The 26,566-nt window shown below is 72.8% G+C and carries 17 protein-coding genes; 11 read left to right on the top strand and 6 right to left on the bottom strand.

Going from position 1 to position 26,566, the window contains the following annotated elements; genetic code table 11:
• Positions 1 to 20: 20 nt before the first annotated feature.
• Together ACVHNB_RS30525 and ACVHNB_RS30520 are read right to left on the bottom strand one after the other, a co-directional pair.
• A complete protein-coding gene (locus ACVHNB_RS30525; RefSeq protein ID WP_456226346.1) occupies positions 21 to 989 on the bottom strand; it encodes an SDR family NAD(P)-dependent oxidoreductase in 969 nt (322 codons plus the stop codon).
• A gap of 57 nt (positions 990 to 1,046) precedes the next feature.
• Complete coding sequence (locus tag ACVHNB_RS30520) at positions 1,047 to 1,949, bottom strand: tyrosine-protein phosphatase (protein ID WP_428955306.1); 903 nt, start codon at positions 1,947 to 1,949, stop codon at positions 1,047 to 1,049.
• Between the two features lie 180 nt (positions 1,950 to 2,129).
• Here ACVHNB_RS30520 and ACVHNB_RS30515 point away from each other — a divergent pair, with 180 nt between their 5' ends.
• From ACVHNB_RS30515 to ACVHNB_RS30505, 3 genes are all read left to right on the top strand, one after another.
• On the top strand, positions 2,130 to 2,882 hold the full coding sequence (locus ACVHNB_RS30515; protein ID WP_456226345.1) for an SDR family oxidoreductase: 753 nt from the start codon (positions 2,130 to 2,132) through the stop codon (positions 2,880 to 2,882).
• A 1-nt stretch (position 2,883) separates the two neighbouring features.
• Positions 2,884 to 3,819: an SDR family oxidoreductase gene (locus tag ACVHNB_RS30510; RefSeq protein ID WP_456226344.1), complete on the top strand. Its 936-nt coding sequence runs from the start codon at positions 2,884 to 2,886 to the stop codon at positions 3,817 to 3,819.
• A 90-nt stretch (positions 3,820 to 3,909) separates the two neighbouring features.
• Entirely contained in the window at positions 3,910 to 6,714 is a 2,805-nt protein-coding gene (locus ACVHNB_RS30505; protein WP_456226343.1) for a LuxR C-terminal-related transcriptional regulator, read from the top strand.
• A gap of 334 nt (positions 6,715 to 7,048) precedes the next feature.
• Here ACVHNB_RS30505 and ACVHNB_RS30500 read toward each other — a convergent pair whose 3' ends face one another.
• The gene (locus ACVHNB_RS30500; RefSeq protein ID WP_428955310.1) at positions 7,049 to 7,954 is read right to left on the bottom strand and encodes a hypothetical protein; all 906 of its coding nucleotides are present in this window, start codon (positions 7,952 to 7,954) and stop codon (positions 7,049 to 7,051) included.
• Positions 7,955 to 8,183: 229 nt separating this feature from the next.
• Between ACVHNB_RS30500 and ACVHNB_RS30495 the strand changes: the two genes are divergently transcribed.
• Complete coding sequence (locus tag ACVHNB_RS30495; RefSeq protein ID WP_456226342.1) at positions 8,184 to 11,312, top strand: endo-alpha-N-acetylgalactosaminidase family protein; 3,129 nt, start codon at positions 8,184 to 8,186, stop codon at positions 11,310 to 11,312.
• Between the two features lie 122 nt (positions 11,313 to 11,434).
• On the opposite strand, the gene ACVHNB_RS30490 is transcribed toward ACVHNB_RS30495, so the two are convergent.
• Positions 11,435 to 13,177 carry a glycoside hydrolase family 35 protein gene (locus tag ACVHNB_RS30490; RefSeq protein WP_428955312.1) on the bottom strand — a complete coding sequence of 581 codons (1,743 nt, stop codon included), beginning with the start codon at positions 13,175 to 13,177 and terminating at the stop codon, positions 11,435 to 11,437.
• Positions 13,178 to 13,347: 170 nt separating this feature from the next.
• On the opposite strand from ACVHNB_RS30490, the gene ACVHNB_RS30485 reads away from it, so the two are divergent.
• The 5 genes from ACVHNB_RS30485 (at position 13,348) to ACVHNB_RS30465 (ending at position 20,317) form a co-directional block, all read left to right on the top strand.
• Positions 13,348 to 14,235, top strand: a complete 888-nt coding sequence (locus ACVHNB_RS30485) for a helix-turn-helix domain-containing protein (protein ID WP_428955313.1) — start codon at positions 13,348 to 13,350, stop codon at positions 14,233 to 14,235.
• Positions 14,236 to 14,241: 6 nt separating this feature from the next.
• Positions 14,242 to 14,574, top strand: a complete 333-nt coding sequence (locus ACVHNB_RS30480) for a chorismate mutase (protein WP_456226341.1) — start codon at positions 14,242 to 14,244, stop codon at positions 14,572 to 14,574.
• 206 nt (positions 14,575 to 14,780) lie between these two features.
• Entirely contained in the window at positions 14,781 to 17,285 is a 2,505-nt protein-coding gene (pepN, locus tag ACVHNB_RS30475) for an aminopeptidase N (RefSeq protein WP_428955315.1), read from the top strand.
• 213 nt (positions 17,286 to 17,498) lie between these two features.
• Positions 17,499 to 18,887 carry a pyridoxal phosphate-dependent decarboxylase family protein gene (locus ACVHNB_RS30470; RefSeq protein WP_428955317.1) on the top strand — a complete coding sequence of 463 codons (1,389 nt, stop codon included), beginning with the start codon at positions 17,499 to 17,501 and terminating at the stop codon, positions 18,885 to 18,887.
• Positions 18,884 to 20,317 carry a lysine N(6)-hydroxylase/L-ornithine N(5)-oxygenase family protein gene (locus ACVHNB_RS30465; protein WP_428955318.1) on the top strand — a complete coding sequence of 478 codons (1,434 nt, stop codon included), beginning with the start codon at positions 18,884 to 18,886 and terminating at the stop codon, positions 20,315 to 20,317. The genes ACVHNB_RS30470 and ACVHNB_RS30465 overlap by 4 nt, the downstream gene beginning before the upstream one ends.
• On the opposite strand, the gene ACVHNB_RS30460 is transcribed toward ACVHNB_RS30465, so the two are convergent.
• Entirely contained in the window at positions 20,314 to 22,131 is a 1,818-nt protein-coding gene (locus ACVHNB_RS30460; RefSeq protein ID WP_456226340.1) for a bifunctional metallophosphatase/5'-nucleotidase, read from the bottom strand. The genes ACVHNB_RS30465 and ACVHNB_RS30460 overlap by 4 nt on opposite strands.
• A gap of 147 nt (positions 22,132 to 22,278) precedes the next feature.
• On the opposite strand from ACVHNB_RS30460, the gene ACVHNB_RS30455 reads away from it, so the two are divergent.
• Positions 22,279 to 22,983 carry an SIMPL domain-containing protein gene (locus tag ACVHNB_RS30455; RefSeq protein WP_456226339.1) on the top strand — a complete coding sequence of 235 codons (705 nt, stop codon included), beginning with the start codon at positions 22,279 to 22,281 and terminating at the stop codon, positions 22,981 to 22,983.
• A gap of 139 nt (positions 22,984 to 23,122) precedes the next feature.
• Positions 23,123 to 24,559 carry a pyruvate kinase gene (pyk, locus tag ACVHNB_RS30450; protein WP_428955321.1) on the top strand — a complete coding sequence of 479 codons (1,437 nt, stop codon included), beginning with the start codon at positions 23,123 to 23,125 and terminating at the stop codon, positions 24,557 to 24,559.
• Positions 24,560 to 24,629: 70 nt separating this feature from the next.
• On the opposite strand, the gene ACVHNB_RS30445 is transcribed toward pyk, so the two are convergent.
• Positions 24,630 to 26,564, bottom strand: a complete 1,935-nt coding sequence (locus tag ACVHNB_RS30445; protein ID WP_456226338.1) for an alkyl/aryl-sulfatase — start codon at positions 26,562 to 26,564, stop codon at positions 24,630 to 24,632.
• Between the last annotated feature and the right edge of the window lie 2 nt (positions 26,565 to 26,566).

Below are 26,566 nucleotides of genomic sequence, written 5' to 3'. Positions count from 1 at the left end.
GCGCTCGAACGCGGGCCCGGTCAGGCGAAGGCGTCCACGCCGGTCAGGTCCGCCGACAGCGACCACAGCCGGGCCGCCGCCTCCGGGTCCCGCGCCCAGGACTTGACCCCGCCGACGAGCATGTCCTCGGCGGTGTCCGGCACGGACTCGGCCAGGTCGCAGTCCTGGCAGTACGCGCCGCCGTACCCGTCCAGCACCGGCGCGGTGGCCGCCCAGACGGTGGTCGCCGCGCCCTGCTCCGGCGTCTTGAAACCGGGCCGGGGCGCGCCCGTCTCCGTGACCCAGCCGCGCCCGGCCCACTCCTCGCGCGGAATGTGCCGTTGCAGCGGGGTCAGGATCGACCCCGGGTGCACGGCGTACGCGCGCAGACCGCTCGCCGCGCCGAGCCGGTCCAGGTGCAGCGCGAACAGGGCGTTGGCCGTCTTGGCCTGACCGAAGGCGAGCCAGCGGTCGTAGCCCGTACGGAAGTCGAGGTCGTGCCAGCGGATGCCGGTCAGGAAGTGGCCGGAGGACGAGAGGGCGACGACGCGCGCACCGTGCGGGGACAGCGCCGGGCGCAGCCGGTTCACCAGGGCGAAGTGGCCCAGGTGGTTCGTCGCGAACTGGTACTCCAGGCCGGGTCCCACCCGGGTCTCGGGGGCCGCCATGACCCCGGCGTTGGTGATGACGAGGTCCAGGGTGCGGCCCGAGTCGAGGAGGCGGTCGGCGCAGGCGCGGACGCTCTCCAGGTCCGACAGGTCGAGCGCGGCCACCTCCGTGCCCCCGATACCGCGCAGGGCCTCGCGCGCCTGGTCCGGGCGGCGCGCCGGCACGATGACGCGGGCCCCCGCCGCGGCGAGCGCGCGGGTCGTCTCCAGGCCGAGGCCCGAGTAGCCGCCGGTGACGAGGGCCGTCCGCCCGGTGAGATCGATCCCGGCGACGACCTCGGCCGCCGTGCTGTGCGCCCCGAACCCGCTGCCGATCCTGTGCTGTCGCGTGCTGCTGGTCATGCCCGGGACATTAGGAGTTGGAGCGCACACGAGGGCAAGTGACGCCGGGCGTCCGGGTCAGTGCACGAGCCGGGCCCGCAGCAGCCCGGCCGTACGCCGGTCGACCCCGAGGCCCTCGGCCGCGTACCGCCGCAGACCGCCGTACTCGCGGCGCACCTGGCCGAGGGCCGCCGCGAGGTAGTCGGTGCGCACTTCCTGGAGCGGGATCAGCAGATCCGGGTTCCGCATCGCACCGGACTGCCGCAGGCTCTCGCGGAGCCGCGCGTCGTAGGCGGCGCGGAAGGTGTTGGACGCCAAGTAGTCGGCCACGGCGGCGCGTTCGGGCACACCGAGCAGGCGCAGCAGCACGTAGGTCGTCCAGCCGGTGCGGTCCTTGCCGGACGTGCAGTGGTACAGGAGCGCGTCCCGGCCGCCGTACGCGATGTCGTGCAGGGTGGCCGCGAACCGCCCGCGGTTGTCGGCGCTGGAGACGAACATCGGGTACACGCTCCGCATGAACGCCGCCGCTTTCCCGTTCCCCAGCATCTCCTCCTGCCGGGCCGGGTCTCCGGAGCCGATGGCGGCGAGGATCTGCGCGTACAGCCCGTTGTCGGTGACCGGGCGGGAGATGCCGGCCACGCCCGCGGGCAGTCGGTCCGCGCCGTCGTACTGCACCTCCAACGGCACCCGGAAGTCCACGGCATGACGCAGTCCCAGTTCGCCCAGCGTCGTCAGATCGGCGTCCGTGAGCTTGCTCAGCGCGTCGGCGCGGTAGACGAGCCCGTGGCGGACCCGGCCGCCGGGCGTGCGGTGGCCGCCGATGTCGCGGACGTTCACCGCGCCCTGCAGCGGGATGTGCCGGATCGGCGGTGTGCCGGACAGGGCGGCGGCGGCCGGGGCGACCGCCGCCGCGGCGGCCGTGCCGAGCGCGGCACCGATCAGGGTCCGGCGGGACAGGGCGGTGCTGTGCGTGCCTGGCATACGTGAACTCCCTTGTGGAGGGCTTCAGGAGCGGGGTGGTGGCGGCGAACGAGGGGTTCGGCTACCTTTCCACCTAACGTTTGTTTGGTACGCGATCGCGCTCGACGGTAGCAGGCGGCCGAGGCCTGCGGAACGGGCCGGGAAGGGCCCAGAAGACCGGGAGGGTCAGGAGGAGGGGGCATGGGGCAGGGGCCGGACCTGAGCGGGAGGGTCGTCGTCGTCACGGGCGGCACCCGGGGGGTGGGGGCGGGGATCGCGGGCGCGTTCGTGCGGGCCGGGGCGCGGGTGCTGGTCTGTGCCCGCCGGCCGCCCGAAGCTGCCCTGGACGGCTGCGAGTTCGTCCCCGTCGACCTGCGCGACACCGTGGCCGTGGGGGAGGTGTTCGCGAGGCTCGACCGGGTGGACGTGCTGGTGAACAACGCGGGAGGCACGCCGTACCGGCTGCTCGGCGACACGGACGCCGAGCGCCACGCCCGCGTGATCGAACTGAACCTGACGGCGCCGCTCACCGCCTCGCTCGCCGCCCGCGAACGGCTCGCGGCGGCGCGCGGCTCGATCGTGATGATCGGCAGCGTCAGCGGGACGCGCCCCTCGCCGGGCTCGGCGGCGTACGGGGCGGCGAAGGCGGGCCTGGAGAACCTGGCGCGGTCCATGGCCGTGGAATGGGCGCCGGACATCCGGGTCAACACCCTCGTGCTCGGCATGGTGCGCACGGAACTCTCCGCGCTGCACTACGGCGACGACGACGGCATCGCGGCGGTGGGCGCCACGGTGCCGCTGGGCCGGCTCGCCGAGCCCCGCGAGATCGGCGACGCCGCGGTGTTCCTGGCGTCGGACGCGGCGGCGTACATCACCGGGGCGAGCCTGCTCGTGCACGGCGGCGGCGAACGCCCCGCGTTCCTGGATGCGGCAACGGTCAACAAGGAGGCGTGAGATGACGGACGCGAAGCCGGTCGGCGGCGGACTGTGCGCGGGGCGGGTGGTGGCCGTCACCGGCGCCGGACGCGGGCTGGGGCGCGCGCACGCCCTCGCCTACGCGGCCGAAGGCGCGAAGGTCGTCGTGAACGACCTCGGGGTGGGCCTCGACGGAGCGCCCGCGCCGGACAGTCCCGCCGCTCACGTCGTCGAGGAGATACGGGCGTCGGGCGGCGAGGCGACGGCGCACGGGGCCGACATCGCCACCTCGGAGGGCGCCGCGTCCCTCGTCGCCGCGGCCGTCGACACGTACGGGCGGCTCGACACGCTGGTGAACAACGCCGGGTTCCTGCGGGACCGGATGCTGGTGAACCTGGCCGAGGACGACTGGGACGCCGTGATGCGGGTCCACCTCAAGGGGCACTTCCTGCCGCTCCAGCAGGCCGCCGCGTACTGGCGGGCCGAGGCGAAGGCGGGCCGGACGGTGACGGCCAGGGTCGTCAACACCTCGTCCGGAGCGGGTCTGTTGGGGTCGGTCGGGCAGGGCAACTACAGCGCGGCCAAGGCCGGGATCCTCGGGCTGACGCTGGTGGCCGCCGCCGAGATGGGGCGGTACGGGGTGCAGGTCAACGCGATCGCGCCGGCCGCGCGGACCCGGATGACCGAGACCGCGTTCGCCGGGACGATGGCCGCCCCGGGGGGCGGGGAGTTCGACGCGATGGCGCCGGAGAACGTGTCGCCGCTGGTGGTGTGGCTCGGGTCCGGGGCGGCCAGTGACGGGGTGACCGGCCGGGTCTTCGAGGTGGAGGGCGGCCGCATCACGGTCATGGAGGGGTGGCGGCCCGGGCCGACCGTCGACAAGGCCGAGCGGTGGACCCCGACGGGAGCGGGCGGCGCGGCACGGGAACTGCTGGCCCGCGCCGAGACCCCGGGAAGCGTCTACGGGGCGTCCTGAGCGGCGGGCCGCGAAGACGTGGCGGCCCATCGCGCCCCGCGGCCCCGCCGCCGATGGCCGGGCGCCCTCGCGGAGCGCTAGCTTGAAGAGGTGGAGGCCGAGCGGTTCGTAGGGCGCGGGGACGCGCTGGCCGTGCTGGAACGCGCGCGCGGCGCCGCCGGACTCGGGGCGCCGCAGCGGGTGCTGATCGAGGGCGCGGCCGGTGTCGGCAAGACGGCGCTGGTGCACCGCTTCCTCGACGACATGCCCCACGTGCTGCACGCGAGCGGCGAGGAGGCCGAGACCGGCCTCGCGTTCGGCGTGGTGGAGCAGCTGCTCGGCGGACGCGCCGGCCGGGCGTGGACCGATCCGGTCGAGGCCGGGGCCGCGCTCCTCGAAGCGGTCGACGAGGCGCAGGAGGCCGGGGACGCGGGCGCCGTGGCGCTGGTCGTCGACGACGCGCAGTGGGCCGATCCGGCGTCGCTCACCGCCTTCGCGTTCGCCGTGCGCCGGCTGCGGGCCGACCGGGTCGTCGCGCTGGTGGTGGCCCGCGACGTGCAGCACGGCGGGGTCCCGGAAGGGGTGCGGCGACTGTTCACGTCGGCCGGCTGCGTACGGGTCGGGCTCGGCGGGCTCGACCCCGGCGAGCTGCGCCGGCTGGCCGCCCGGGCGACGGGCCTGCGGCTCACCGCCCGGGCCGCGACCCGCCTGCACGCGCACACCGCCGGGAACCCGCTGCACGTCCTCGCCCTCCTCGACCAGGAGGGCCCGGCGCTGGTCGACGCGCTGGAACGCCCCGACGTCACACCTCCGGCCCCGAAGTCGTTCACGGCCCTGGTCCTGGACCGCCTCGCGGCCTGCGGCGCCCCGACGGAGCGACTCGTCAGCGCGGCAGCCGTCCTGGGCGCGCACTGCACCCTCACGGCGGCGGCGCGGATCGCCTTCGGGGAACCGCCGGGCCCGGCCGCCTCCGCCCCGCGACCGGCGGCGGACCGGCCCTCCACGACGGCGCTGGCCGCATGGGAGGAGGCCGTCGACAACGGCCTCCTCGACGTCCGGCCCGGCACCGACGGGATCCGCTTCCCGCACCCCTTGGTGCACGCCGCCGTCTACCACCGCCTGGGCCCCGCCCGCCGCGCCGCACTCCACGGCGCCGCGGCCGGCACCGTCCCGGACCGCGCGGCCGCCCTCCGGCACCGGGCCCTCGCCGCCACCGGCACCGACGACCGGCTCGCCGACGAACTGGCCACAGCAGGAAGGGAGTTCGCCGCCGACGGAGCCTGGGCGTGCGCGGCGCGCCAACTCGCCGACGCCGCCCGGCTCAGCGCACGCCCGGACCGCCGCGAACGATTCACCCTGGAGTCCGTGGAGTGCGGGCTGCTCGCCGGCGACATCCCGGACGTCGCCGAAGTCGCCGCGCACATAGCCGAGTTCGCGCCGAGCGGCTGGCGGAGCTATCTGCTCGGACGGCTGCTCCTGTTCGACCTCGGCCGGGCCGAGGCCCTGCTCCGGGACGCCTGGCGCCGCTGCGACCCGGCCCGCGAACCCGTCCTCGGCGCCCGCGTCGCCGGACAGTTCGCCGCCCTGTGCGGGAGCACGGCACGCGGCGCCGAGATGGCCGAATGGGCGGAGACCGCGCTGCGGCTCGCCCCGCAGGACACCGCCACCGACATGATCCGGTACCTGCGGCTGAGCGGCCTGGCGATGAGCGGCGGCGCGGCGGCGGCCCTCGACGGGCTCGGCCCGCTGCCCGACCCGGCCGTCGCCACCCCCGCCCAGCTGGAGGAACTCCTCGGCCGCGGCACCCTGCGCGAGATCACGGGCGATCTCCCCGGCGCCGTACAGGACCTGACCGCCGTCCACGCGAGCAGCCGGAGCCGCGCCGCCTCGTTCCGCGTCGTCACCGCGACGTGCCTGGCCTCCGCCGAACACGGCATCGGCGCCTGGGACGACGCCCTGGCCCACACCGACCAGGCCCTCACCCTGGCCGCCGACACCGACCAGCCGCACATCGCCCTGTACTGCCGCATGCTGGCAGCTCAACTTCACAGCGCCCGGGGAGAGTTCGCCAAGGCCGAGGCGCACGCCCGGGTCGTCGCCGAATACGCGCGCCTCGGCCACGCCCAGCCCGTCCTGTGGTCCGCGCTCGCCGAGGCCCACCTCGCCCGCGCCCGCGGCCGCCACGAGGAGGTCGCCCTCGCCCTGGAGCCGCTGCCGGGGCTCGCCCGCCGCGGCGACATCGAGGAGCCCGGACCGACCCCGTGGCGGGACCTGCTCGCCGACGCCTGGAGCGCACTCGGCGAGGACCGGCGCGCCGCCGCGGCCCTCGCCCCGTACGAGGTGATCGCCGTCCGGCGTGGCCACCACGGCGCCCTGCTGCGCGCCGCCCGCGCCCGCGGCACCCTGGAAGCGGCCCGCGGGGACAACCCCGCCGCCGACCGGGCCTACCGCGCCGCGCTCAAACAGGCCCCGCACGTCGCGGCCCCCTTCGACCGGGCCCACGCCCACCTCGCGTACGGCGCCTTCCTGCGCCGCACCGGGAAACGGACCCGCGCCGCCGAGCAGCTCGGCACGGCCCGCGACCTCCTCGCGCGGCTCGCGGCACGGCCCGATCTGGAGCGCTGCGAAAGGGAGTTGGCGGCCTGCGGCATCGACCCCGGCGAGCGCCGGGAACGCGGCGCGGGCGCCGCCGCGCTGCTCACCCCGCAGGAGCTGGCCGTCGCCCGGCACGTCACCGCGGGGCTCACCAACCGGCAGGTCGCCCGCGAACTCGTCATCAGCGTGAAGACCGTCGAGTACCACCTCGGCCGCATCTACGCCAAGCTCGGCGTCGACTCCCGCACCCGCCTCGCCGCCCGCCTCGACCGCAGCCGGCCGGGCCGCAGCCCGCAGGACGCGGACCGGGGAAGTCCCTAGGCCGCCTCCCGGGGCGCCGGGCAACCGCGGCGCCCTACGGTCGAAGTGCCCGGACGCACCACCACGGGGGCCACGGGGGATCCAGGGGGAGATCCCCCCACGGTCGTGGGACGGGCGCACGGCGGCCCCGCGCCGTCGTCCGCCGCCACCGCCGGGAACCGGGCCGCCGCCCCGGACGGCCCGGCCGTGAAAGCACCGTCACGCGCCGCGCGGCAGCGTCCCGCCTCGGCCCTCACCCCGGGGCACACCCGGACGCACAGCATGTCGGCGCCCCTGCCTCCCGAGTCCGGGACTCCGCCGGCCAGGACGGCTTCGGCGGACCGCGAGCCGCCCCCTACGTGTCGCACTCCAGGACCGTGCGGCACAGTCCGCACCGCGCCCGCACCCGCCCGCGCACGGGCACCCGGATCCGCTGGTGGCACGTCGGGCAGGGGAACGCCACCCGCAGCCCCGACCGCCCCTGCGGCCCGGTCGCCGAGAACGAGTACGGCCCGGCCGGCGCGGGCCCGTGCGGGCCGTGGTCCTGCGCGTAGCGGCGGTCCTTCGCGTACCGGCGCCGGCCCGCCCAGCCCGCCGCGGTCAACGGCGGCTGCTGCTCGTCGCGCCGCGCCTGCGCCAGACCCTTGGTGTACGCCGTGTACGCCTGCGCGCTGGTGAACCACGTCTCCGGTGCCTCGCCGAACGCCAGCGACCGCTTCGCCAGTACGTACCCGAACTCCTCCGGCGTCAGATAGCCGAGCTTCTGCGACGACGCCGCGTCCTCCCGGTACGCGTCGAGCAGCAGCCAGCCCGCGCCCAGGTACGTCGCGGCCGTGTCGGTGAGGATCTCGTTGTCCCGCGTCCCCGGGAACGACAGGCCGAGCCGGTGCAGATACACATGCATGACCTCGTGCGCCAGCGCCGCCCCGATGTCCCGGCGATGCGTACGGAACCGGTCGTTCAGCTCGATGAAGTACTCGGGCCCCGCGGCCAGTTCGACGCTCGCCGCGTGCTGCATCTCCCGGAAGCCGACGATCATGCGCGCGTCCGGCAGGTGATAGTGCCGCACCATCTCGCGCGCCACCCGCTGCGCCCCCAGGTGCAGATCGTCCTGGTCGCCGAAGGCCACGTCGGCGGGGACGACACTCGATGCGAAGGTGTGCACCGTGTCGTAGGAGAGGCGCTTGTACAGCGCGGTGATCGCCGACCGCACGGTCTCCAGGTGCGGATAGCCGTGCACCACCGGTCCGCCGTTCGCCACGCGCGCACCCCCTGGGGCCGCCGGGCCGTGTTCCCCCGGGGCCCGCCCCCGGACCCGGCGCCTCCAGAGTAAGGCCGCCCGCCTCCGGCACCAGACCCCCTCACGGGCGGTCCGGCCGCCCCTGCGCGTCCGTTAGTCCAACACCTGTCCCTCCTTTGTCCATGGGCGCCCTCGCCCCACGCGGCGCATCGTGATCGACACGCCGAACCGCCGCGAGAAGGAGTGCGCCGTGCCCCCCACAGGCCAGCCGAAGCCGCCCACCGGTCCCTCGAGAGGCCATGACGGGCCCAGCCGCAGGGCCGTCGTCGCCGCCGGCGCCGCCGCGGGCACCACCCTGACGCTCGGCCTCGCCGGCACCACCACCGCCCGCGCCGCGGACACCGCCGGTACAGCCGCCGTGCTCCGCTCCCGGGACCTCGACGTCCGCGTCGCCACCGCCTTCCCGGCCGTCGTCTCCTACACCGACCGCGCCACCGGAGCCGTCCTGCACGCCCAGCCCGACCCGGTCACGACCGTCCTCGTCGACGGCGTCGAGCACACCCCGAAGGTGACGTCGACGGCCGGTACCGACCGCGCCGACTACCGGCTCGCCCTCGACGGCGGCACCACCATCGACGTACGCATCACCGTCGAGGGCTTCCGCGTCGACTGGCGCGTCACCCGCATCGCCGACACCGCCGCACTCCGCGTCGGCACCCTGCAGATCCCCGGCCTCGCGCTGCTGTCCGTCCGCAGCGACCAGCCCGGCGCCGCCCTCCTCGCCGCGAAGGTGCAGCTCGACAAGGCCAAGAGCGGCGACACCCTCGTCACACCGAAGGCCGACAGTCCGGCCGAAGCACCCACCGGCTGCGCCTACGCCGTCGTCGCCCACGACACCCTCGGCGGCGCCGTCGAGACCAACACGGTCTACGACAAGCCCGACACCGCCGCGGGCACCACCTGGGAGAACGGCCGCCTGTGGCGCGAGACCGTCCGCGGCGACGGCCACACCGCCGCCCGCCTCACCCCCGGCCAGTGGACGCACCGCGCCGCCACCGCCCCCGTCGACGCCACCGAACCCCTCCCGTACGCCACCGTGATCGTCACCGGTGACCGGAACGGCGACGGCACGGTCGACTGGCAGGACGCCGCGATCGCCTTCCGCGCCATCGCCGTCACCCCGCGCGGCGCCGACGAGCAGCACCTGCGGGTCGTCCCGCACATCCCGTTCAACTTCGCCTCGCAGGCCACCAACCCGTTCCTCGCGACCCTCGACAACGTCAAGCGCATCCACCTCGCCACCGACGGACTGCGCCAGTACACGCTGCTCAAGGGCTACCAGTCCGAGGGCCACGACTCCGCGCACCCCGACTACGCGGGCAACTACAACACCCGCGCGGGCGGCCTCGACGACCTCAACACCCTGGTCCGCGAGGGCAAGAAGTGGAACAGCGACTTCGGCGTGCACGTCAACGCCACCGAGTCCTACCCCGTCGCCCACGCCTTCTCCGAGACCCTCGTCGACAAGACGGACGAACAGTGGGACTGGCTCGACCAGAGCTACCGCATCGACCAGCGCCGCGACCTCGTCTCCGGCGACATCGTCCGGCGCTTCGCCGACCTGCGCCGCGACACCGACCCGGCCCTGAACACCCTCTACATCGACGTGTTCCGCGAGTCCGGCTGGACCTCCGACCGCCTCCAGCGCACCTTCCGCGAGCAGGGCTGGAACATCACCACCGAATGGGGCCACGGCTTCGAACGCTCCGCCCTGTGGTCGCACTGGGCCACCGAGACCGACTACGGCGCCGACACCTCGCGCGGCATCAACTCCCGGCTGATCCGCTTCATCCGGCACCACCAGAAGGACGTCTTCGCCGACAAGTGGCCCACCCTCCTCGGCGTCGCCCGCATGGGCAACTTCGAAGGCTGGGTCGGCAAGACCGACTGGACCGCCTTCTACCGGCTCATCTGGACCCACTCGCTGCCCGCCAAGTACCTCCAGGCGCAGCCCATCAAGGCGTGGGGCGACCACGACATCACGTTCTTCGGCGCCACCCGCACCAGCGTCAGCGACGCCACCGGCACCCGCCGCATCACCACCGACGGCCGCCTCGTCTACGACGACGGCACCTACCTGCTGCCGTGGGAACCCCGCAACGCCACCGACCCGGCGAAGCTGTACCACTACAACCCCGAAGGCGGCAGCAGCAGTTGGCAGCTCCCGCGCGCCTGGACCGGCCTGTCGCGCGTCGCCCTGTACCGGCTCACCGACCAGGGCCGCGTCTTCGTCGCCCACGTGCCCGTCGCCGGCGGCAAGGTCACGCTCCGCGCCGACGCCGACCAGCCGTACGTCCTCTACCGGCGCCGCACCGACCTGGACCGCGACCCCGACTGGGGGCAGGGCACCCCGCTCCACGACCCCGGATTCCACTCCGGCTCCCTGGCGGGCTGGCAGGTCACCGGCCCCGCGGCCGTCGCACTCAGCGACCTCGGCGACCACGAACTCGTCATCGCGCCCGGCGCCGCCGCCACCGTCTCCCAGCGCCTGTCCCGCCTCGCCCCCGGCAGCTACGTCGCGTCCGTCCAGGTCGAGGTCGGTGCGACAGCGGGGGAGCGGCGCAAGGCTTCCCTGGAGGTGCGCACCGCCGACGGCGTCACCGCCACCAACTGGACGGACACGTCCACCGCCGTCAACCACGTCGCCGCCGACCGCAAGCACGACACCCGCTTCCAGCGGATGTTCACGTACTTCACCGTCCCCGAGGGCGGCGGCCCCGTCACTCTCACCCTGCGCGCGGACGCCGGCCGGGCCCGCGTCCGCTTCGACAACGTACGCATCGCCGCGGCCGTGCGGCCCACCGTTCCCCGGGACGTCCTCGCCGCCGAGGACTTCGAGCACGTACCGCAGGGCTGGGGCCCCTTCGTGAAGGGCGACGCCGGCGGCTCCACCGATCCGCGCACCCACATCGCGCAGCGGCACGCGCCCTTCACGCAGCGCGGCTGGAACGGCAAGGCCGTCGACGATGTCATCGACGGCACCCAGTCCCTGAAGTCCCGCGGCGAGAACACCGGCCTCGTCCACCGTACGGTCCCGCACACCGTCCGCTTCCTGCCCGGCAAGCGGTACCGGGTCCGCCTCCGGTACGCGTGCGAGCTGGCCGGCCAGTACGCCTGGATCACGGCGGTCGACGAGCCGCAGCCGCGGGAGCTGGACCGTAAGGACCTGCCCGTCGCGACCCAACCGGCGACCCTCACCTACGAGTTCACCGCGCCCGCGCAGGGCGAGGCGTGGGTCGGGCTCCGCAAGACCGGGGACGACGGCACGGCCGAGTTCACCCTGGACGCGTTCGAGGTGACCGAGCTCCAGGGGGCCTGAACGCGTGCCCGTCCGCCGGGTGCGCATCCAGGGGCGCCTGGAACTGCGCTGCGGGCCACGGCGAAAGCCGCACCCGCCGCCCCACCGCACCCGGCGGACGAACAGGCGCCCCCGGCCCCGCCTCAGCGCAGCCGCACGCCCGGCTCACCCGCCCGGTCCACCTCCAGCACCCACACCTCGTTGACCCCCTCCCGCAGCACAGGCCCGGGCACGAACAGGGCATCCTGCGGCCCGGCCGCCCAGTACCGCCCCAGGCAGAACCCGTTCACCCACACGAACCCCCGCGTCCAGCCCGGAAGTTCGAGCGAGGCGTCCCCGGCCCCCGCCACCTCGAAAGACCCCCGGTACAGGCCCCGAAGCCCGTCGCCCGGCGGCACGGACGGCAGGGACGCCACCCGCTCCGGCACGAACGCGTCCAGGCGCAGCCCCCTGGCCCGCACCCCGTGGACGTACTGCCGCTCGTGCAGCAGCCCGGTGGTGATCCCCTTCGGCTCGCCCGTGCGCGGCCCGTAGTTGACCCGGCCGAGCGACTCCACCCACAGCTCCACGCGCGCGTGCCCGGCGACAGGCTCCGCGAGCACCGGCTCCTCCTCCGTGAGCACCCCGGCCCGCTCCCCGTCGACGTACACGACGGCGAGGTCCCGCAGCCCGCTCGCCCGCAGCGGATACGGCTTGCGCGGCCCCGGCACCGTCACCGCGTACCGCACCAGGCCGCGGTCCACGTCCAGCGCCTCGAACGACGGCGGCACGGCGTGCTCCGTCTCCGGCCCGCCCAGCGCCTCCAGCACACCGTCCAGCGGCGTGAACGCGGTCAGCCCGGCCGTGACCGGCGCGGCGAGCGCCGCCGGCGGTTCGGGCACCTGGGGCAGCGGCCCGTCCGCGTACCGGCCGAGGATCTCCCGGAACAGCCAGAACTTCTCGGTGGGCCGGCCGAACTCGTCGATCGGCGCGTCGTAGTCGTACGACGTGACATCCGGCTCCAGCGGCCCGTCGTGCAGCCGCCCGCCCCGGTTCGCCCCCGCCCAGCCGCCGAAGCTCGTCCCGCCGTGCGCCATGTACAGGTTCACCGAGGCCCCGCACTCCAGGATCTCCCGCAGCGCCTCGGCCGCGTCCCGCGGATCGCGCACGACGTGCTCGGCGCCCCAGTGGTCGAACCAGCCGCACCAGAACTCCATGCACATCAGCGGCCCCTTGGGACGGTGCCTGCGCAGCGTCGCGAAGCCCTCGCGCGCGTGGGAGCCGAAGTTCGCCGTCGCCAGCATCCCCGGGACCGTACCGCCCGTCAGCATGTGGTCCTCGGGCCCGTCCGAGGTGAACAGCGGCACTGTCACACCGAGTTCGACAAGAAGGTCCGCAAGGGCCCGCAAGTAGAGGCCGTCCGAGCCGTAACTGCCGTACTCGTTCTCCACCTGCACCATGATCACCGGGCCGCCCCGGTCGATCTGCCGCTCCGTGATGTACGGCAACAGCACCCGGAACCAGCGCTCCACGGACGCCAGGAACTCCGCATCCCTGGTCCGGATCCGCGCCCCCAGCGGGCCCGTCACCCAGTGCGGCAGCCCGCCGTTCTCCCACTCGGCGCACATATAGGGACCCGGCCGGGCGATCACCCACAGCCCCGCCTCCCGCGCCGCGTCCAGGAACCGGCCCACCGCCGCCACGTCGTCCACCTCGCCCGGCCGCGGCTCGTGCAGATTCCACGGGACGTACGTCTCCACACAGTTCAGGCCCATCGCCTTCAGCATCCGCAGCCGGTGCGCCCACTGCTCCTCGTGCACCCGGAAGTAGTGCAAGGCACCCGACAGCAGCCGCACCGGCCTGCCGTCCACCTCGAAGTCGTCCTCGCCCACCCTGAACTCGGCCATCACGTGCTCCTCCGTGCCCGATAGGCGCCTCACCTACCGGCCGCCACCTTCACCTCTGGCGGGCCACGGGGTCCATGGACAAAGATCGGCTGGTGTTGGACGCGGGAAGGCGCCCCCGGTGCCCCGAACGCCACCACAACACGCAGGACAAGCACCACGGGAGGGGACATATGTCCACGTACCACACCTGGATGCGGTACTTCACACCCAGCCCGGTCCACCACCGCCTCGGCCTGGTCTGCCTCGGCGTGGGCCTCCAGCACGGACTGCTGCCGACCGTCGGACCCCGCACCCTCGACCACCACGTCGCCGTCGTCGTCACCGCGGGCAGCGGCTGGTTCCAGGGCACCGACGGCCGCCGCGCCCCCGTCACCGCCCCCGCCCTCATCTGGCTCACCCCCGGCCGCCCCCACCACTACGGAGCCGACCCCGACACCGGCTGGGACGAGTGCTTCGTCGACTTCACCGGCCCCGCCACCGCCACCTACACCGAACTCGGCTACATCGAGCCCGACCGGCCCCTCGTGCCCCTCTCCGACGCCGCCCCGGCCCGCGCCGCCGTCGGCCGTATCGCCCGCGCCGCCCGCCGCGGCAACCCCCTCCTGGAGGTCGAGACCGGCGCCGCCGTCCACGAACTCCTCGTCGCCCTGCGCCGCGCCCGCGCCGACATGGCCCCCGACGGCGACCCCGTCCTCCAGGCCCTCGCCCGCGACGCCTTCCAGCCGCTGTCCGTCGCCGAACACGCGGCCCGGCACGGCATGACCCCCGCCGAACTGCGCACCGCCGTCCGCAGAGGCGCCGGCTGCAGCCCCAAGGACTACCTCCTCGGCATCCGCCTCGGCCGCGCCAAGGAACTCCTCGCCGCCACCGAACTGCCCGTCGCCGCCGTCGCCCGCCGCGTCGGCTACGACGACCCCGCCTACTTCTCCCGCCTGTTCACCCGCCGCGTCGGCACCGCACCCGTCCGCTTCCGCGAGCAGCAGGGCCGTGCCGTACCCGGCGGCTGGTCGGACAAGATCCCCGACCCCGACGACCCGCCCATGGTCCACGTAGGCTGATCCGTCATGACCACCAGCAAGCCCGCAGACCAGTCGGCCGTCGATCCCGAGGTGCTCGCCGAGCTCGCCCGCCTCCGCGACAGCATCGACAACATCGACGCCGCCGTCGTCCACATGCTCGCCGAGCGCTTCAAATGCACCCAGCAGGTCGGCCACCTCAAGGCCGAGCACGCCCTGCCCCCGGCGGACCCGGCCCGCGAGGCCCGCCAGATCGAGCGCCTGCGCCAGCTCGCCGAGAACGCCAAGCTCGACCCCGCGTTCGCCGAGAAGTTCCTCAACTTCATCATCAGCGAGGTCATCCGCCACCACGAGCAGATCGCCGAGGACACCAAGCGCTGACGCACGCACCGGCGCACCATCGAGCCCCTCCGGCGACCGAGGAGCAGGGCCTGGGCCAGAGCCCCGGGGCCGCGGCGCCGTAGCCGGTCGAGATCCCTCGGCGGCTGCCGCGCCGTCGTGGCCGGCCGCGCAGCTCCCCGCGCCCCTGGCCGGGGCCGCACGAGCCGCCCTGTTCCCGCGCCGGAGCCGTACGGCACCATGACCTCATGCCCGTACTGACGCGCGACGAAGCGCAGACCCGAGCCCGGCTCATCGACGTCGAGCGGTACACCGTCGACCTCGACCTGACCACCGGCGCTGACACCTTCGACTCCCGTACCGCGATCCGGTTCACCGCGCGTGCGACAGGGGACACCTTCGTCGAGCTCAAACCCGCCGAGCTGCGCTCCGCCACCCTCGACGGACAGCCCCTCGACCCCGCCTCGCTCGACGGCAACCGGCTGCCGCTCACCGGCCTCACCGAGGGCCCGCACGAGCTGCGCCTCGACACCGCGATGCGCTATTCGCACACCGGCGAGGGCATGCACCGCTTCACCGACCCCACCGACGGCGAGACGTACGTCTACACGCAGCTGTTCATGGAGGACGTCCAGCGTGTCTTCGCCGCCTTCGACCAGCCCGACCTGAAGGCCGTCTTCGACCTCACCGTCACCGCCCCCGACGACTGGACCGTCCTCGCCAACAGCGTCACCGAACACCTGGGGGAGGGGAAGTGGCAGGCCGCCACCACCCCGCTCCTGTCGACCTACCTCGTCGCCGTCGCCGCGGGACCCTGGCACTCCGTCCGCACCGAACACCGCGGCCTGCCCTTCGGCCTGCACTGCCGCCGCTCCCTCGCGCCCTACCTGGACGCCGACGCCGACGAGATCCTCGACGTCACGCGCGCGTGCTTCGACCGCTACCACGAGAAGTTCGACGAGCCCTACCCGTTCGACTCCTACGACCAGGCGTTCGTCCCCGAGTTCAACGCCGGCGCGATGGAGAACCCCGGACTCGTCACCTTCCGCGACGAGTTCGTCTACCGCTCCGCCGTCACCGACACCGAGCGGCAGACCCGCGCCATGGTCATCTCCCACGAGATGGCCCACATGTGGTTCGGCGACCTCGTCACCCTCAAGTGGTGGGACGACATCTGGCTGAACGAGTCGTTCGCCGAGTACATGGGCTACCAGACCCTCACCGAGGCGACCCGCTTCACCGACACCTGGGTCGACTTCGGCGTCGCCCGCAAGTCCTGGGGCTACGACGCGGACCAGCGGCCCTCCACCCACCCCGTCGCCCCCGAAGCCGTCGAGGACACCGCCTCCGCCCTCCTCAACTTCGACGGGATCTCCTACGCCAAGGGCGCCTCCGCCCTGCGCCAGCTCGTCACCTGGCTCGGCGAGAAGGACTTCCTCGCCGGCATCAACACCCACTTCAAGCGCCACAGGTTCGGCAACGCCACCCTCGCCGACTTCCTCGACTCCCTCGCCTCCGCCACCGAACGCGACGTCCACGCCTGGGCCGACGCCTGGCTGCGCACCACCGGAGTCGACACCCTCACCGCCCGGGTCACCGGCACCGACGACACCTGGACCCTCGCCGCCGAGCGCACCGGCAGCCGCCCGCACCGCATCGCCCTCGGCCGCTACGACCGCGACCCCGCCGACCACCGCGCGTTCGTCCTGAGCGAGCGCCTTTACGTCGACGTGCCCGCGGACCGGACGCCCCAGACGTTCCTCGGCCCCCGGCCCGCCCTGATCGTCCCCAACGACCAGGACCTCACCTACGCCAAGGTCCGCCTCGACCCGGCCTCCGAGGAAGCGGCCCTGCGCGGCCTCTCCAAAGTCCCCGACCCCCTCACCCGCGCCGTCCTGTGGAACACGCTGCGCGACATGGTCCGCGACGGGCAACTGGAGCCCGCCGCCTACCTGGAGACCGTCGGCGCCCACCTCGCCGCGGAGACCGACCTCGCCCTCGTCCAGGGCGTCCTCGCCTTCGCCCACACCCAGGTCGCCGACCGCTACAGCGCCCCCGAGGACCGCCCCGCCGCGCTCACCCTGCTCACCGCCCTGTGCGAGGACCTCATCCGCCGCACCGAGGACGGCAGCAACCCCGGCCTGCGCCTGACCGCCGTGCGCCACCTCGTCGACGCCGCCCAGCACGCCGACGTCATCCGCGACTGGTACGACTCCGGCGCCGTCCGCGGCGGCCCCGACCTCGACCCCGAGCTGCGCTGGCGCATCCTCGGCCGGCTCAGCGTCCTCGGCGCCGTCGACGAGGCCGTCATCGAGGCCGAACTCGCCCACGACCCCAGCGCCGCCGGACAGGAAGGCGCCGCCCGCTGCCGCGCCGCCCTGCCCGACCCGCAGGCCAAACAGGCCGCCTGGGACGCGATGTTCACCACCGACCCAGGACAGGACCTGTCCAACTACCTGTTCACCGCGACCGCCCAGGGCTTCTGGCAGCCCGAACAGGCCGGCCTGCTGCGGTGCTACGTACCCCGCTACTTCACCGACGTCACCGCCCTCGCCGACCGCCGCGGCCCCGCCATCGCCGAAGCCGCCGGACGGCACGCCTTCCCCACGTACGCCATCGACACCGACACCCTCGACCTCGGCGAGCGGACCCTCGCCGAAGGCACCCCCACCCCGGCCCTGCGCCGCAAGCTCACCGACCAACTCGACGACCTCGCAAGGGCATTGCGGGTACGGCAGGCCCAACAGCCCTAACCGCCACGCCTTATACACCACCAACAGACCTTTCCGGCCAAGGAGTACCCCTTTCGGGTATTCCTGTCGCATTTACCGAAGGTCTACTTCCCGAAGGTTCAAGACTGGTGGGCGCACGGCCTCGTGGCCGCCCCGCCAGTCACGCACCCGAAGGACCCCCATGAGCGCCCGCCCGTCGCCCACCACCGCCCTTTCGAGGAACGGGCTGCGCCCGTGAGCGCTCATCCGCCCCTCGCCGGAGGCACCCAGGGCCCCGACGCCCTGCGGCCCCTGCTCACCACCGTCCTCGACGCACTCCAGGAGGGGGCCGCACTCCGCGGCGGCCCCCTCCCGGCCGGCGGCCCCGACGCCGTCGCCACCCGGCTGCAGGACCGGGCGGGCACCCTCCTGCCCGAGCAGGGGACCGGCGCCGACGACGCCCTGCGCACCCTCGTCACCGCGCTCACCGAAGGCGCCGCCGACCCCGCCGACCCCCTGTGCGCCGCCCACCTGCACTGCCCGCCGCTCGCCGTCGCCACCGCCGCCGACCTCGCCGCGAGCGCCCTCAACCCCTCGATGGACTCCTGGGACCAGGCCCCCGCCGCCTCCGCCCTCGAAGCCCTCGTGACCGCCGCCCTCGCCCGCGAGGTGTACGGCGACACGGCGCCCGGCGACGCCCTCGTCACCACCGGCGGCACCGAGGCCAACCAGCTCGCCGTCCTGCTGGCCCGGGAGACCACCCGCCACCGCGCACCCGTCCGGCTCCTCGTCGGGGACAACGCCCACCACAGCCTCGCCCGCGCCGCCTGGCTGCTCGGTCTGCCCGACCCGATCGCCGTGCCCGCACCCACCGGGACCCTCGACCCCGCCGCCCTCGACGAGGCCCTCACCGACCTGCCCGGGCCCAAGCTCGTCGCCGCCACCGCCGGCACCACCGACGCCGGCCTCATCGACCCGCTCCCCGAGATCGCCGACGTCTGCGAACAGCACGGCGCCCGCCTGCACGTCGACGCCGCCTACGGAGCGGGCCTCCTGTTCAGCGCCCGCCACCACACCCTCCTCGACGGCCTCGCCCGCGCCCACACCGTCACCCTGGACCTGCACAAGCTCGGCTGGCAGCCCGTCGCCGCAGGACTCATCGCCGTACGCGACCCGGCCGACGTACAGGCCCTCACGTACCAGGCCGACTACCTCAACGCCGACGACGACACCGAAGCAGGCCTGCCCGACCTCCTCGGCCGCTCCCTGCGCACCACCCGCCGCCCCGACATCCTCAAGATCGCCGTCACGCTCAAAGCCCTCGGCCGCACCGGACTCGGCGCCCTCACCGACCAGGTCATCGCCCTCGCGCACCACCTGGCCCGGCTCGTCGACGCCCACCCCGCCTTCGAGCTCTACGACACCCCGACCCTCTCCACCGTCCTGTTCCGGCCCACGGGCGCGAGCGCCGAGACCATCGCCGCGATCCGCCGCGGCCTGCTCACCGAAGGCCGCGCCGTCCTCGGCCGGGCCCGCACCGACGACGGCACCCTCTGGCTCAAAGCCACCCTGCTCAACCCGCACACCGAACCGGGCGACCTCGCCGCCCTCCTGAAACTGGTGGAAGGACACACGCCCCGATGACAGCCGCGCCCACCCCGCAGTCCGCCACCCCGCCCGACGAGGCGCCCCGCGACCTCGTCGGCATCGGCATCGGCCCCTTCAACCTCTCCCTCGCCGCGCTCGCCCACCCCCTCACCGAGCTCGACACCGTCTTCTACGAACAGCGCACCGCCTTCCAGTGGCACCCCGGGCTGCTCATCGACGGCGCCACGCTCCAAGTCCCCTTCCTCGCCGACCTGGTGACCCTCGCCGACCCCACCAGCCACTGGACGTTCCTCAACTACCTCAAGACCCGCGAGCGGCTCTTCCCCTTCTACTTCGCCGAGAACTTCCACATCCAGCGCTCCGAATACGACGCCTACTGCCGCTGGGTCAGCGAGAACCTGCCCGGACTCCACTTCTCCCACCAGGTCGACGCCATCCGCTGGAACACCGAACGCGCCCTGTTCGAGGTCGACTTCACCCAGCTCGACGCCGACGGAGAAGCCGAGGCCCTCGGCCGCACGTACACGAAGAACGTCGCCCTCGGAGTGGGCACCGAGCCCCACGTCCCCGAGCCGCTCAAGCCCCTCGCCGACGCGCCCACCGTGCCCGTCGTCCACTCCGCCGACTACCTCGACCACCGCGAGCGCCTGCTCGCCGCCGAACACGTCACCGTCATCGGCAGCGGCCAGTCCGGCGCCGAGATCTTCCTCGACCTCCTCCGGCACCGCCCCGCGGGCCACGAGAAGATCCACTGGCTGGCCCGCACCGAGGCGTTCGCGCCCATGGAGTACTCCAAGCTGGGCCTCGAGCAGTTCACGCCCGACTACACCTCGTACTTCCACCAGCTCCCCGAACCCGAGCGCGACCGCCTCGTCCCCGCCCAGTGGCAGCTCCACAAGGGCATCGACGCCGACACCATCGCCGCCATCCACGAAGAGCTCTACCGGCGCACCCTGCACGGCGGCTGGCCCGACGCCGTCCTCACCCCCGGCGTCAGCGTTCGCACCGCCGGCCGCGTCGCCACCACCAAAGTGGAACTCCACCTCGAACACCGCGGACAGGGCACCCGCTCCCGCCTCACCACCGACGCCGTCGTCCTCGCCACCGGCTACAAGGAGCGCCCGCTCGACGGGATGCTCGCCGGACTCGACCCCTACATCCGCCGGGACAACAGCGAACGCCCGCGGATCGACGAGCAGTTCCGCCTCGTCCTCGACAAGTCGGTGCAGGGAGCGGTGTACGTACAGAACGCCGAGCGCCACACGCACGGCGTCGGCGCCCCCGACCTCGGCCTCGCCGCCTGGCGCAGCTCCACCATCCTCAACTCCCTGACGGGCAAGGACCCCTACCCGCAGCCCCGGCGCACCGCCTTCACCACCTTCGGCCTCACCGGACACGAGAACCGCGCCCCCCTGCCCGGACAGCAGACAGGTGAGCGCGGCAATCTGATCAAACTCCAGGGTTAGAACACCGGCGTCCCGTCCCGCGTCAGCTTCCAGTCCACCGACGCGAAGTCGACCGGGTCGAGGACGCCCTTCGCCGTCACCCACTCCGCGATCCGCGTCCGGATCTCGATCGACTCCGCCCACAGCTCCTGCGCCGTCGCCACGTGCGGGAACGCGCCACCGCCGTTCGCCCGGTAGTTGTTCACCGCGAACACGAACTGCGCCGCGTCGTCCAGATCCGCACCGCCGTGCTTCAGGTTCTTGATCCGCGAACCCGCCGGCTGCGCGATGTCGATGTCGTACGAAAGACCCGACACGTAGTCGTAGTTGTAGTCCGGCCGGTTGTTCGCGTTCGTCAGCTTGTCCACATCGACCGCCGCACCCGCCGCCGTCTGCACGAAATACTCCGCCGAGTACTCCAGGTACGCCCGCACCTGCGCACCCGTCAGCAACTTCGCCACCAGCGTGTTGTCGTACACGTACAGGCTCGACAGATCGCGGATCGTCACGTCCCCCGCGGGGATCTGCGACGTACGCGAGAACGGCGACGCCTGCGACAGCACCGGCAGCGACGCGTACTGCGTCGACTTCAGCGCCTCCGTCACGACATCCGCCTGCACCTTGTTGATCAGATCGATGATCGGCGCGTCCTTGTAACGGGCGTCCTCCGTCGTCAGCGTCGCCGTCGCCCGTCCCACCACCTGGTTCACGTACTTCACGACCAGCGCGTGCTCGTCCGCGAGCAGCTTCGTGATCTTCGGGTCGTCCGCCACCGTGTTCGAGTTCAGCAGCTTCGACGACACCGACGCCACCGTCCAGCGGCCCTTCTCCCACTCCAGCTCGAAGTCGAAGAGAGCCAGCCGCTCCGCGTAGCACAGCGGCTCCGACAGGACGACCGGCTTCCCGGTCTTCTCATTGGTCACGACCTGCTGCTCGATCTCCACGTGCGCGTGCCCGACCAGGATCGCGTCGATCCCCGGCACCTTCGCCGCCACGTTCGCCGCCGCGTTCTCCACGTACGGCAGCTGATCGCCCCACGACGACGTGCCCGAGGCACCCGTGTGCGCCGAGACGATCACCACGTCCGCGCCCATCGAGCGCAGCTTCGGCACCCACAGCGCGGCCTGCTCCTCGATGCCGGGGAACTTCAGCACACCCTGCACGTACGCCTTGTCCCAGATCGCGATCCCCGGGTTCGTCAGCCCCAGGATCGCCACCTTCACGTCCTTGCCGTGCGGCGTGCGCAGCTTCTTGATGACATACGGCCGGAACGCCGGCCGCTCCGTCTTCGCGTCCACCGCGTTCGCCCCGAGCAGCGGGAACTTCAGCTGCGACTCGAACGTGCGCAGCGTGTCGATGCCGTAGTTGAACTCGTGGTTGCCGAGCGCCGCCGCGTCGTAGCCGATCGAGTTCATCGCCTGCGCCATCGGGTGCACCGGACCACCCTTCGCGGTGATCGGCTCCACGCGCGCGTAGTAGTACGTCAGCGGCGTGCCCTGGATCGTGTCGCCCGCGTCGATCAGGAGCGTGTTGCCACGGCCCTTCTCCTCGCGCACCTGCTTCACCAGGGTCGAGATCCGCGACAGACCCTGCGCGTTGCCCGCCGTGTCCGCGTACTCGGCGTCCTTGTAGTAGTCCCAGTTGAAGACGTGCCCGTGCAGGTCGGTCGTGCCCATGACCGTGAAGGAGTACCGCTTCCGCCTCTCGGGTCCGTGCCCGTGCCCGTGACCCCGCTCCGCGGCCTCCGCGGCCGGTGCGGCCAGGGCGCCGGTCAGCGCCACCCCCACGCCCGTCGCGGCGGACTGTCCCAGAAACCTTCTGCGGTTCAACGGCATCTCTGTACTCCTCGGGGCACCACTGGCGATGAGTCAACACACGTGTAACGCGCGTAGATTCTGGCGCAGAACCCACCCCCGCAACACCCCCTCCAGGTTTCGATCCGATGACCGGCCGGGGGCGGACACCAGTGAGACAGTGGGGCCATGACCCCCACACCCGCCGAACCCACGCCATTCGGGACACCCGAGGCACCCCGCATCGCCGTCCGCGGCGAAGCCCACCTCGAAGCCGACCCCGAACTCGCCCGCATCGGCATCACCGTCAGCGCCCGCGGCACCGACCGCCGCGCCACCCTCGACGACCTCACCCGCCGCAACACCGGCGTCCTCGACCTCGTCAAGACCTACGGCGACGCCGTCGAGAACCTCGAGACCGGAGCCTTCTCCCTCACCCCCGAATTCGCCAAACACGGCCGCGGCGAACGCATCCGCACCCACCACGGCCGAGTCCACGTCACCGTCGACCTCACCAACTTCACCGCCCTCGGTGAACTCGCCACCCGCCTCGCCGACCTCGACCTCACCAGCGTCGACAGACCCTGGTGGTCCCTGCGCCCCACCTCGCCGGTCCACGCCCAGGCACGCCGGCAGGCCGTCCACGAAGCCGTCCAGCGCGCCCGCGAATACGCCGACGCCCTCGGCACCACCCTCGCCGCCCTCGTCGAACTCGCCGACGTCGCAGCGGAGGACCACTCCTGGACAGGGCGCGAACTCGCCCGCGGCATGCCCCGCGCCGCCTTCGCCGGGGACACCCCCGACAGCGCACCCGCCCTCGACCTCGAACCCGAACGCCAGCACGTGCACGCCCAGGTCAATGCGCGATTCACGATGCACCCGCCCCAGCTCTGACATCCCACCTGCTCATTGGAGCGCGCCCGCGATCAAATTCAAAACTTAGCGGCGCTTGTCAATAGCCCTTCATACAAAGGTCGTTGAGTAGTCACGCCCGGCCAATTCTCTACCGGCCGGTAAGGCCTAGGCTCGAATCATGCGCCGAGCAAAGATCGTCTGTACCCTGGGCCCCGCCACCGACTCGTACGAGCAGATCAAGGCACTCGTCGAGGCCGGAATGGACGTAGCCCGCTTCAACCTCAGTCACGGCACCTACGCCGAACACGAGGAGCGCTACCAGCGCGTGCGAAAGGCCTCCGACGAGACCGGCCGCAGCGTCGGCATCCTCGCCGACCTTCAAGGCCCGAAGATCCGACTCGGCCGCTTCAGCGAAGGCCCCGTACTCCTTGAACGCGGTGACGAGTTCACCATCAGCGTCGAGGACGGCATCCAGGGCGACCGCCGTAGCTGCGGCACCACCTACGGCGGCCTCGCCGAGGACGTCACCCCCGGAGAGCGCATCCTCGTCGACGACGGCAAGGTCAGCCTCCAGGTCACCGGCGTCGACGGCCCCCGCGTCCGCACCGAGGTCGTCGAAGGCGGCATGGTCTCCGACCACAAGGGCCTCAACCTCCCCGGCGTCGCCGTCTCCGTCCCCGCGCTCTCCGACAAGGACGAGGCGGACCTCCGCTGGGCCCTGCGCATCGGCGCCGACATCATCGCGCTCTCCTTCGTACGCAGCGGACGCGACATCGAGGACGTGCACCGCATCATGACCGAGGAGGGCCGCCACCTCCCGGTCATCGCCAAGGTGGAGAAGCCGCAGGCCGTCGACAACATCGACGACATCGTCGCCGCGTTCGACGGCATCATGGTCGCCCGCGGCGACCTCGGCGTCGAAATGCCCCTCGAGCAGGTCCCGATCGTGCAGAAGCGCGCCATCAAGCTCGCCAAGCGCAACGCCAAGCCGGTCATCGTCGCCACCCAGATGCTCGACTCGATGATCGACAACTCGCGCCCGACCCGCGCCGAGGCCAGCGACGTCGCGAACGCCGTGATCGACGGCACCGACGCGGTCATGCTCTCCGGCGAGACCAGCGTCGGCAAATACCCGATCGAGACCGTCAAGACGATGAGCCGCATCGTCGAGGCGGCCGAGGAGGACATCCTCGCCAAGGGCCTGCCGCCCCTGACCGAGCGCAACAAACCCCGCACCCAGGGCGGCGCCGTCGCCCGCGCGGCGGCCGAGATGGGCGACTTCCTGGGCGCGAAGTTCCTCGTCGCCTTCACCCAGTCCGGCGACACGGTGAAGCGCCTGTCCAGGTACCGCTCACCCATCCCCCTGCTGGCCTTCACCCCCGAGCCGGCGACCCGCTCGCAGCTCAACCTGACCTGGGGCGTCGAGACGTTCCTCGGCCCGCACGTGGACTCCACCGACGCGATGGTCGCCCAGGTCGACGAGCAGCTCCTCAAGATCGGCCGCTGCCGCAAGGGCGACATCGTCGTCATCACCGCCGGCTCCCCGCCCGGCGTCCCCGGCTCCACCAACCTCGTCCGCATCCACCACATCGGCGAGGACGACAGCCCGAAGTAACCGGTCACCCACCGCGGCCGGGGCCGCACCCCTCCCCGGGGTGCGGCCCCGGCCGCGTATCCGCCCGCTCCTACGGCGTCACCACGGCGAAACCGGGATCCGGCTCGTCCACGACCGCCAGCAGCTTCTGCAACAGCGACGCGTCCCCCACGACCCCGATGTCCCCCAGCCCCTTGCCGCCCAGCAGAGCGAGCAACTGAGGCTTGGTCATGGTCAGCGTGACCTCCGCGGCCGGATCCGCCTTCGTATCGCTGCGATACGTCAACACGCCGTTCTGCAAAGTCAGATGGAACACGACGCCGGACGCCGGGAAACTCCAGTCCATCCGCACCTTCAGATCCCAGGCCCTCGGCCCGTTGACACGGATCGCCACCGAATCGATGAGCTGCTCGACGCTCAGCGCCGCCATCATCGTCGGGCCCACGGTCGACGAATCGCCGGGCCGCACCCCCTCACGCAGCTCCATGGCCCCGGTGAGATAGAAGTTCCGCCAGACCGCGTTCTCCGTCGCGAACCCCAACTTCTCGTAAACAGAGGCAAGTTCGGCCTTCGCGGCCTTGTGCTCCGGATCCGCGAACACGACGTGGTTCAACAACGTCGCGGCGAACCGCAGATCCCCGTCCCGCGCGAACCCCTTCGCCTTCAGCACGGTCGCCGTCCGCCCGCCCATCGCCTTGACGTACCGCTTCGCCTCCTCGACGGGCGGGTGCTCCCACAGATGAGCCGGGTTCGCGTCGAACCAGCCCATGTAGCGCTGATAGATGCCCTTCACGTTGTGGCTCACGGACCCGTAGTAGCCGCGGTTGGCCCACCCCTCCAGCGCGGGCGGCAGCCTCATCTCCTCGGCGATCTCCCGGCCCGTCATCCCGACATTGATCATCCGAAGGGTCTGGTCGTGCAGATACGCGTACAAGTCCCGCTGCTGCGTGAGCAGTTCGGTGATCTCGTCGCCGCCCCAGGTGGGCCAGTGATGCGACGCGAACGCCACGTCCACCCGCCCCGCGAACAGGCCGATCGACTCGTCCAGACAATGCGCCCACTGGCGGGCGTCCCGCACCTGCGCACCGCGCAGCGTGATGATGTTGTGCATCGTGTGCGTCGCGTTCTCCGCCATGCACACGGCCCGCAGATCCGGGAGGACGAAGTTCATCTCGGCGGGCGCCTCGGTCCCCGGCGTCATCTGGAACTCGAACCGCACGCCGTCGTACGTCTCGACCTGCCCGGTCCGCGTGATGCTCCTGGTCGGCGGAATCAGCCCGACGGTCCCGAGCGACACGTTCTGCCCGAGACCGCAGCCGATCTGCCCCCTGGCCGACGTGGGGAGCTGGGCGCCGTACATATAGGCGGAGCGACGCGTCATCGCCGTCCCCGCGTACACGTTCTCCGACACCGCGTGCTCCAGGAACCCCTCCGGCGCGACGACCGGCACGTCCCCCGCCCCGTTCGGCAGGACGCCGTACGCGCCGCCGAAATGGTCCACGTGCGGGTGCGTGTAGAGAAGAGCGGTGACCTCCTTGCCGGCGCCGCGATGGTCCCGGTACAGCTTCAGCGCGGCGGCGGCCGTCTCGGCGGAGATCAGCGGATCGATGACGATGATGCCGGTGTCGCCCTCGACGATCGTCATGTTCGACAGATCGAGCCCCCGGACCTGATAGATCCGGTCGGTGACCTTGTACAGGCCCTGCTTGCGGACGAGTTGGGACTGCCGCCACAGGCTCTTGCTGGCGGTGGCCGGAGCGTCCCTCTTCAGGAAGTCGTACGCGTCGTTGTCCCAGACGACCTTGCCGTCCGCATTCCTGACGACGCCCGGGGACAGAGCGGCGACGAACCCCTTGTCGGCGTCGGTGAAATCGCCTCTGTCGCCGAAGTCCGGACCGTCCTCGTCCGTCGCGCCGACGCTCCTGCCGGACCCTGCTGCGAACGCGGACTCCGGGCTCACGGCCACGGCGGCCGCGGCGGCGCCGGCCGCGGCCGCGACGAAGCGGCGCCGGTTGATCGGGCTCATGC

It is taken from the genome of Streptomyces sp. YJ-C3, assembly GCF_053891275.1.
This window is presented reverse-complemented; position numbering and strand designations above follow the sequence as displayed.

Bases quoted from the DNA above. Each gene is read 5' to 3' on its own strand.
- ACVHNB_RS30485 (WP_428955313.1), top strand. From the start codon at position 13,348: ATGTCCACGTACCACACCTGGATGCGGTACTTCACACCCAGCCCGGTC.
- ACVHNB_RS30455 (WP_456226339.1), top strand. From the start codon at position 22,279: ATGACCCCCACACCCGCCGAACCCACGCCATTCGGGACACCCGAGGCA.
- ACVHNB_RS30460 (WP_456226340.1), bottom strand. From the start codon at position 22,131: ATGCCGTTGAACCGCAGAAGGTTTCTGGGACAGTCCGCCGCGACGGGC.
- ACVHNB_RS30445 (WP_456226338.1), bottom strand. From the start codon at position 26,564: ATGAGCCCGATCAACCGGCGCCGCTTCGTCGCGGCCGCGGCCGGCGCC.
- ACVHNB_RS30490 (WP_428955312.1), bottom strand. From the start codon at position 13,177: ATGGCCGAGTTCAGGGTGGGCGAGGACGACTTCGAGGTGGACGGCAGG.
- pepN (WP_428955315.1), top strand. From the start codon at position 14,781: ATGCCCGTACTGACGCGCGACGAAGCGCAGACCCGAGCCCGGCTCATC.
- ACVHNB_RS30525 (WP_456226346.1), bottom strand. From the start codon at position 989: ATGACCAGCAGCACGCGACAGCACAGGATCGGCAGCGGGTTCGGGGCG.
- ACVHNB_RS30520 (WP_428955306.1), bottom strand. From the start codon at position 1,949: ATGCCAGGCACGCACAGCACCGCCCTGTCCCGCCGGACCCTGATCGGT.
- ACVHNB_RS30510 (WP_456226344.1), top strand. From the start codon at position 2,884: ATGACGGACGCGAAGCCGGTCGGCGGCGGACTGTGCGCGGGGCGGGTG.
- ACVHNB_RS30480 (WP_456226341.1), top strand. From the start codon at position 14,242: ATGACCACCAGCAAGCCCGCAGACCAGTCGGCCGTCGATCCCGAGGTG.
- pyk (WP_428955321.1), top strand. From the start codon at position 23,123: ATGCGCCGAGCAAAGATCGTCTGTACCCTGGGCCCCGCCACCGACTCG.
- ACVHNB_RS30515 (WP_456226345.1), top strand. From the start codon at position 2,130: ATGGGGCAGGGGCCGGACCTGAGCGGGAGGGTCGTCGTCGTCACGGGC.
- ACVHNB_RS30465 (WP_428955318.1), top strand. From the start codon at position 18,884: ATGACAGCCGCGCCCACCCCGCAGTCCGCCACCCCGCCCGACGAGGCG.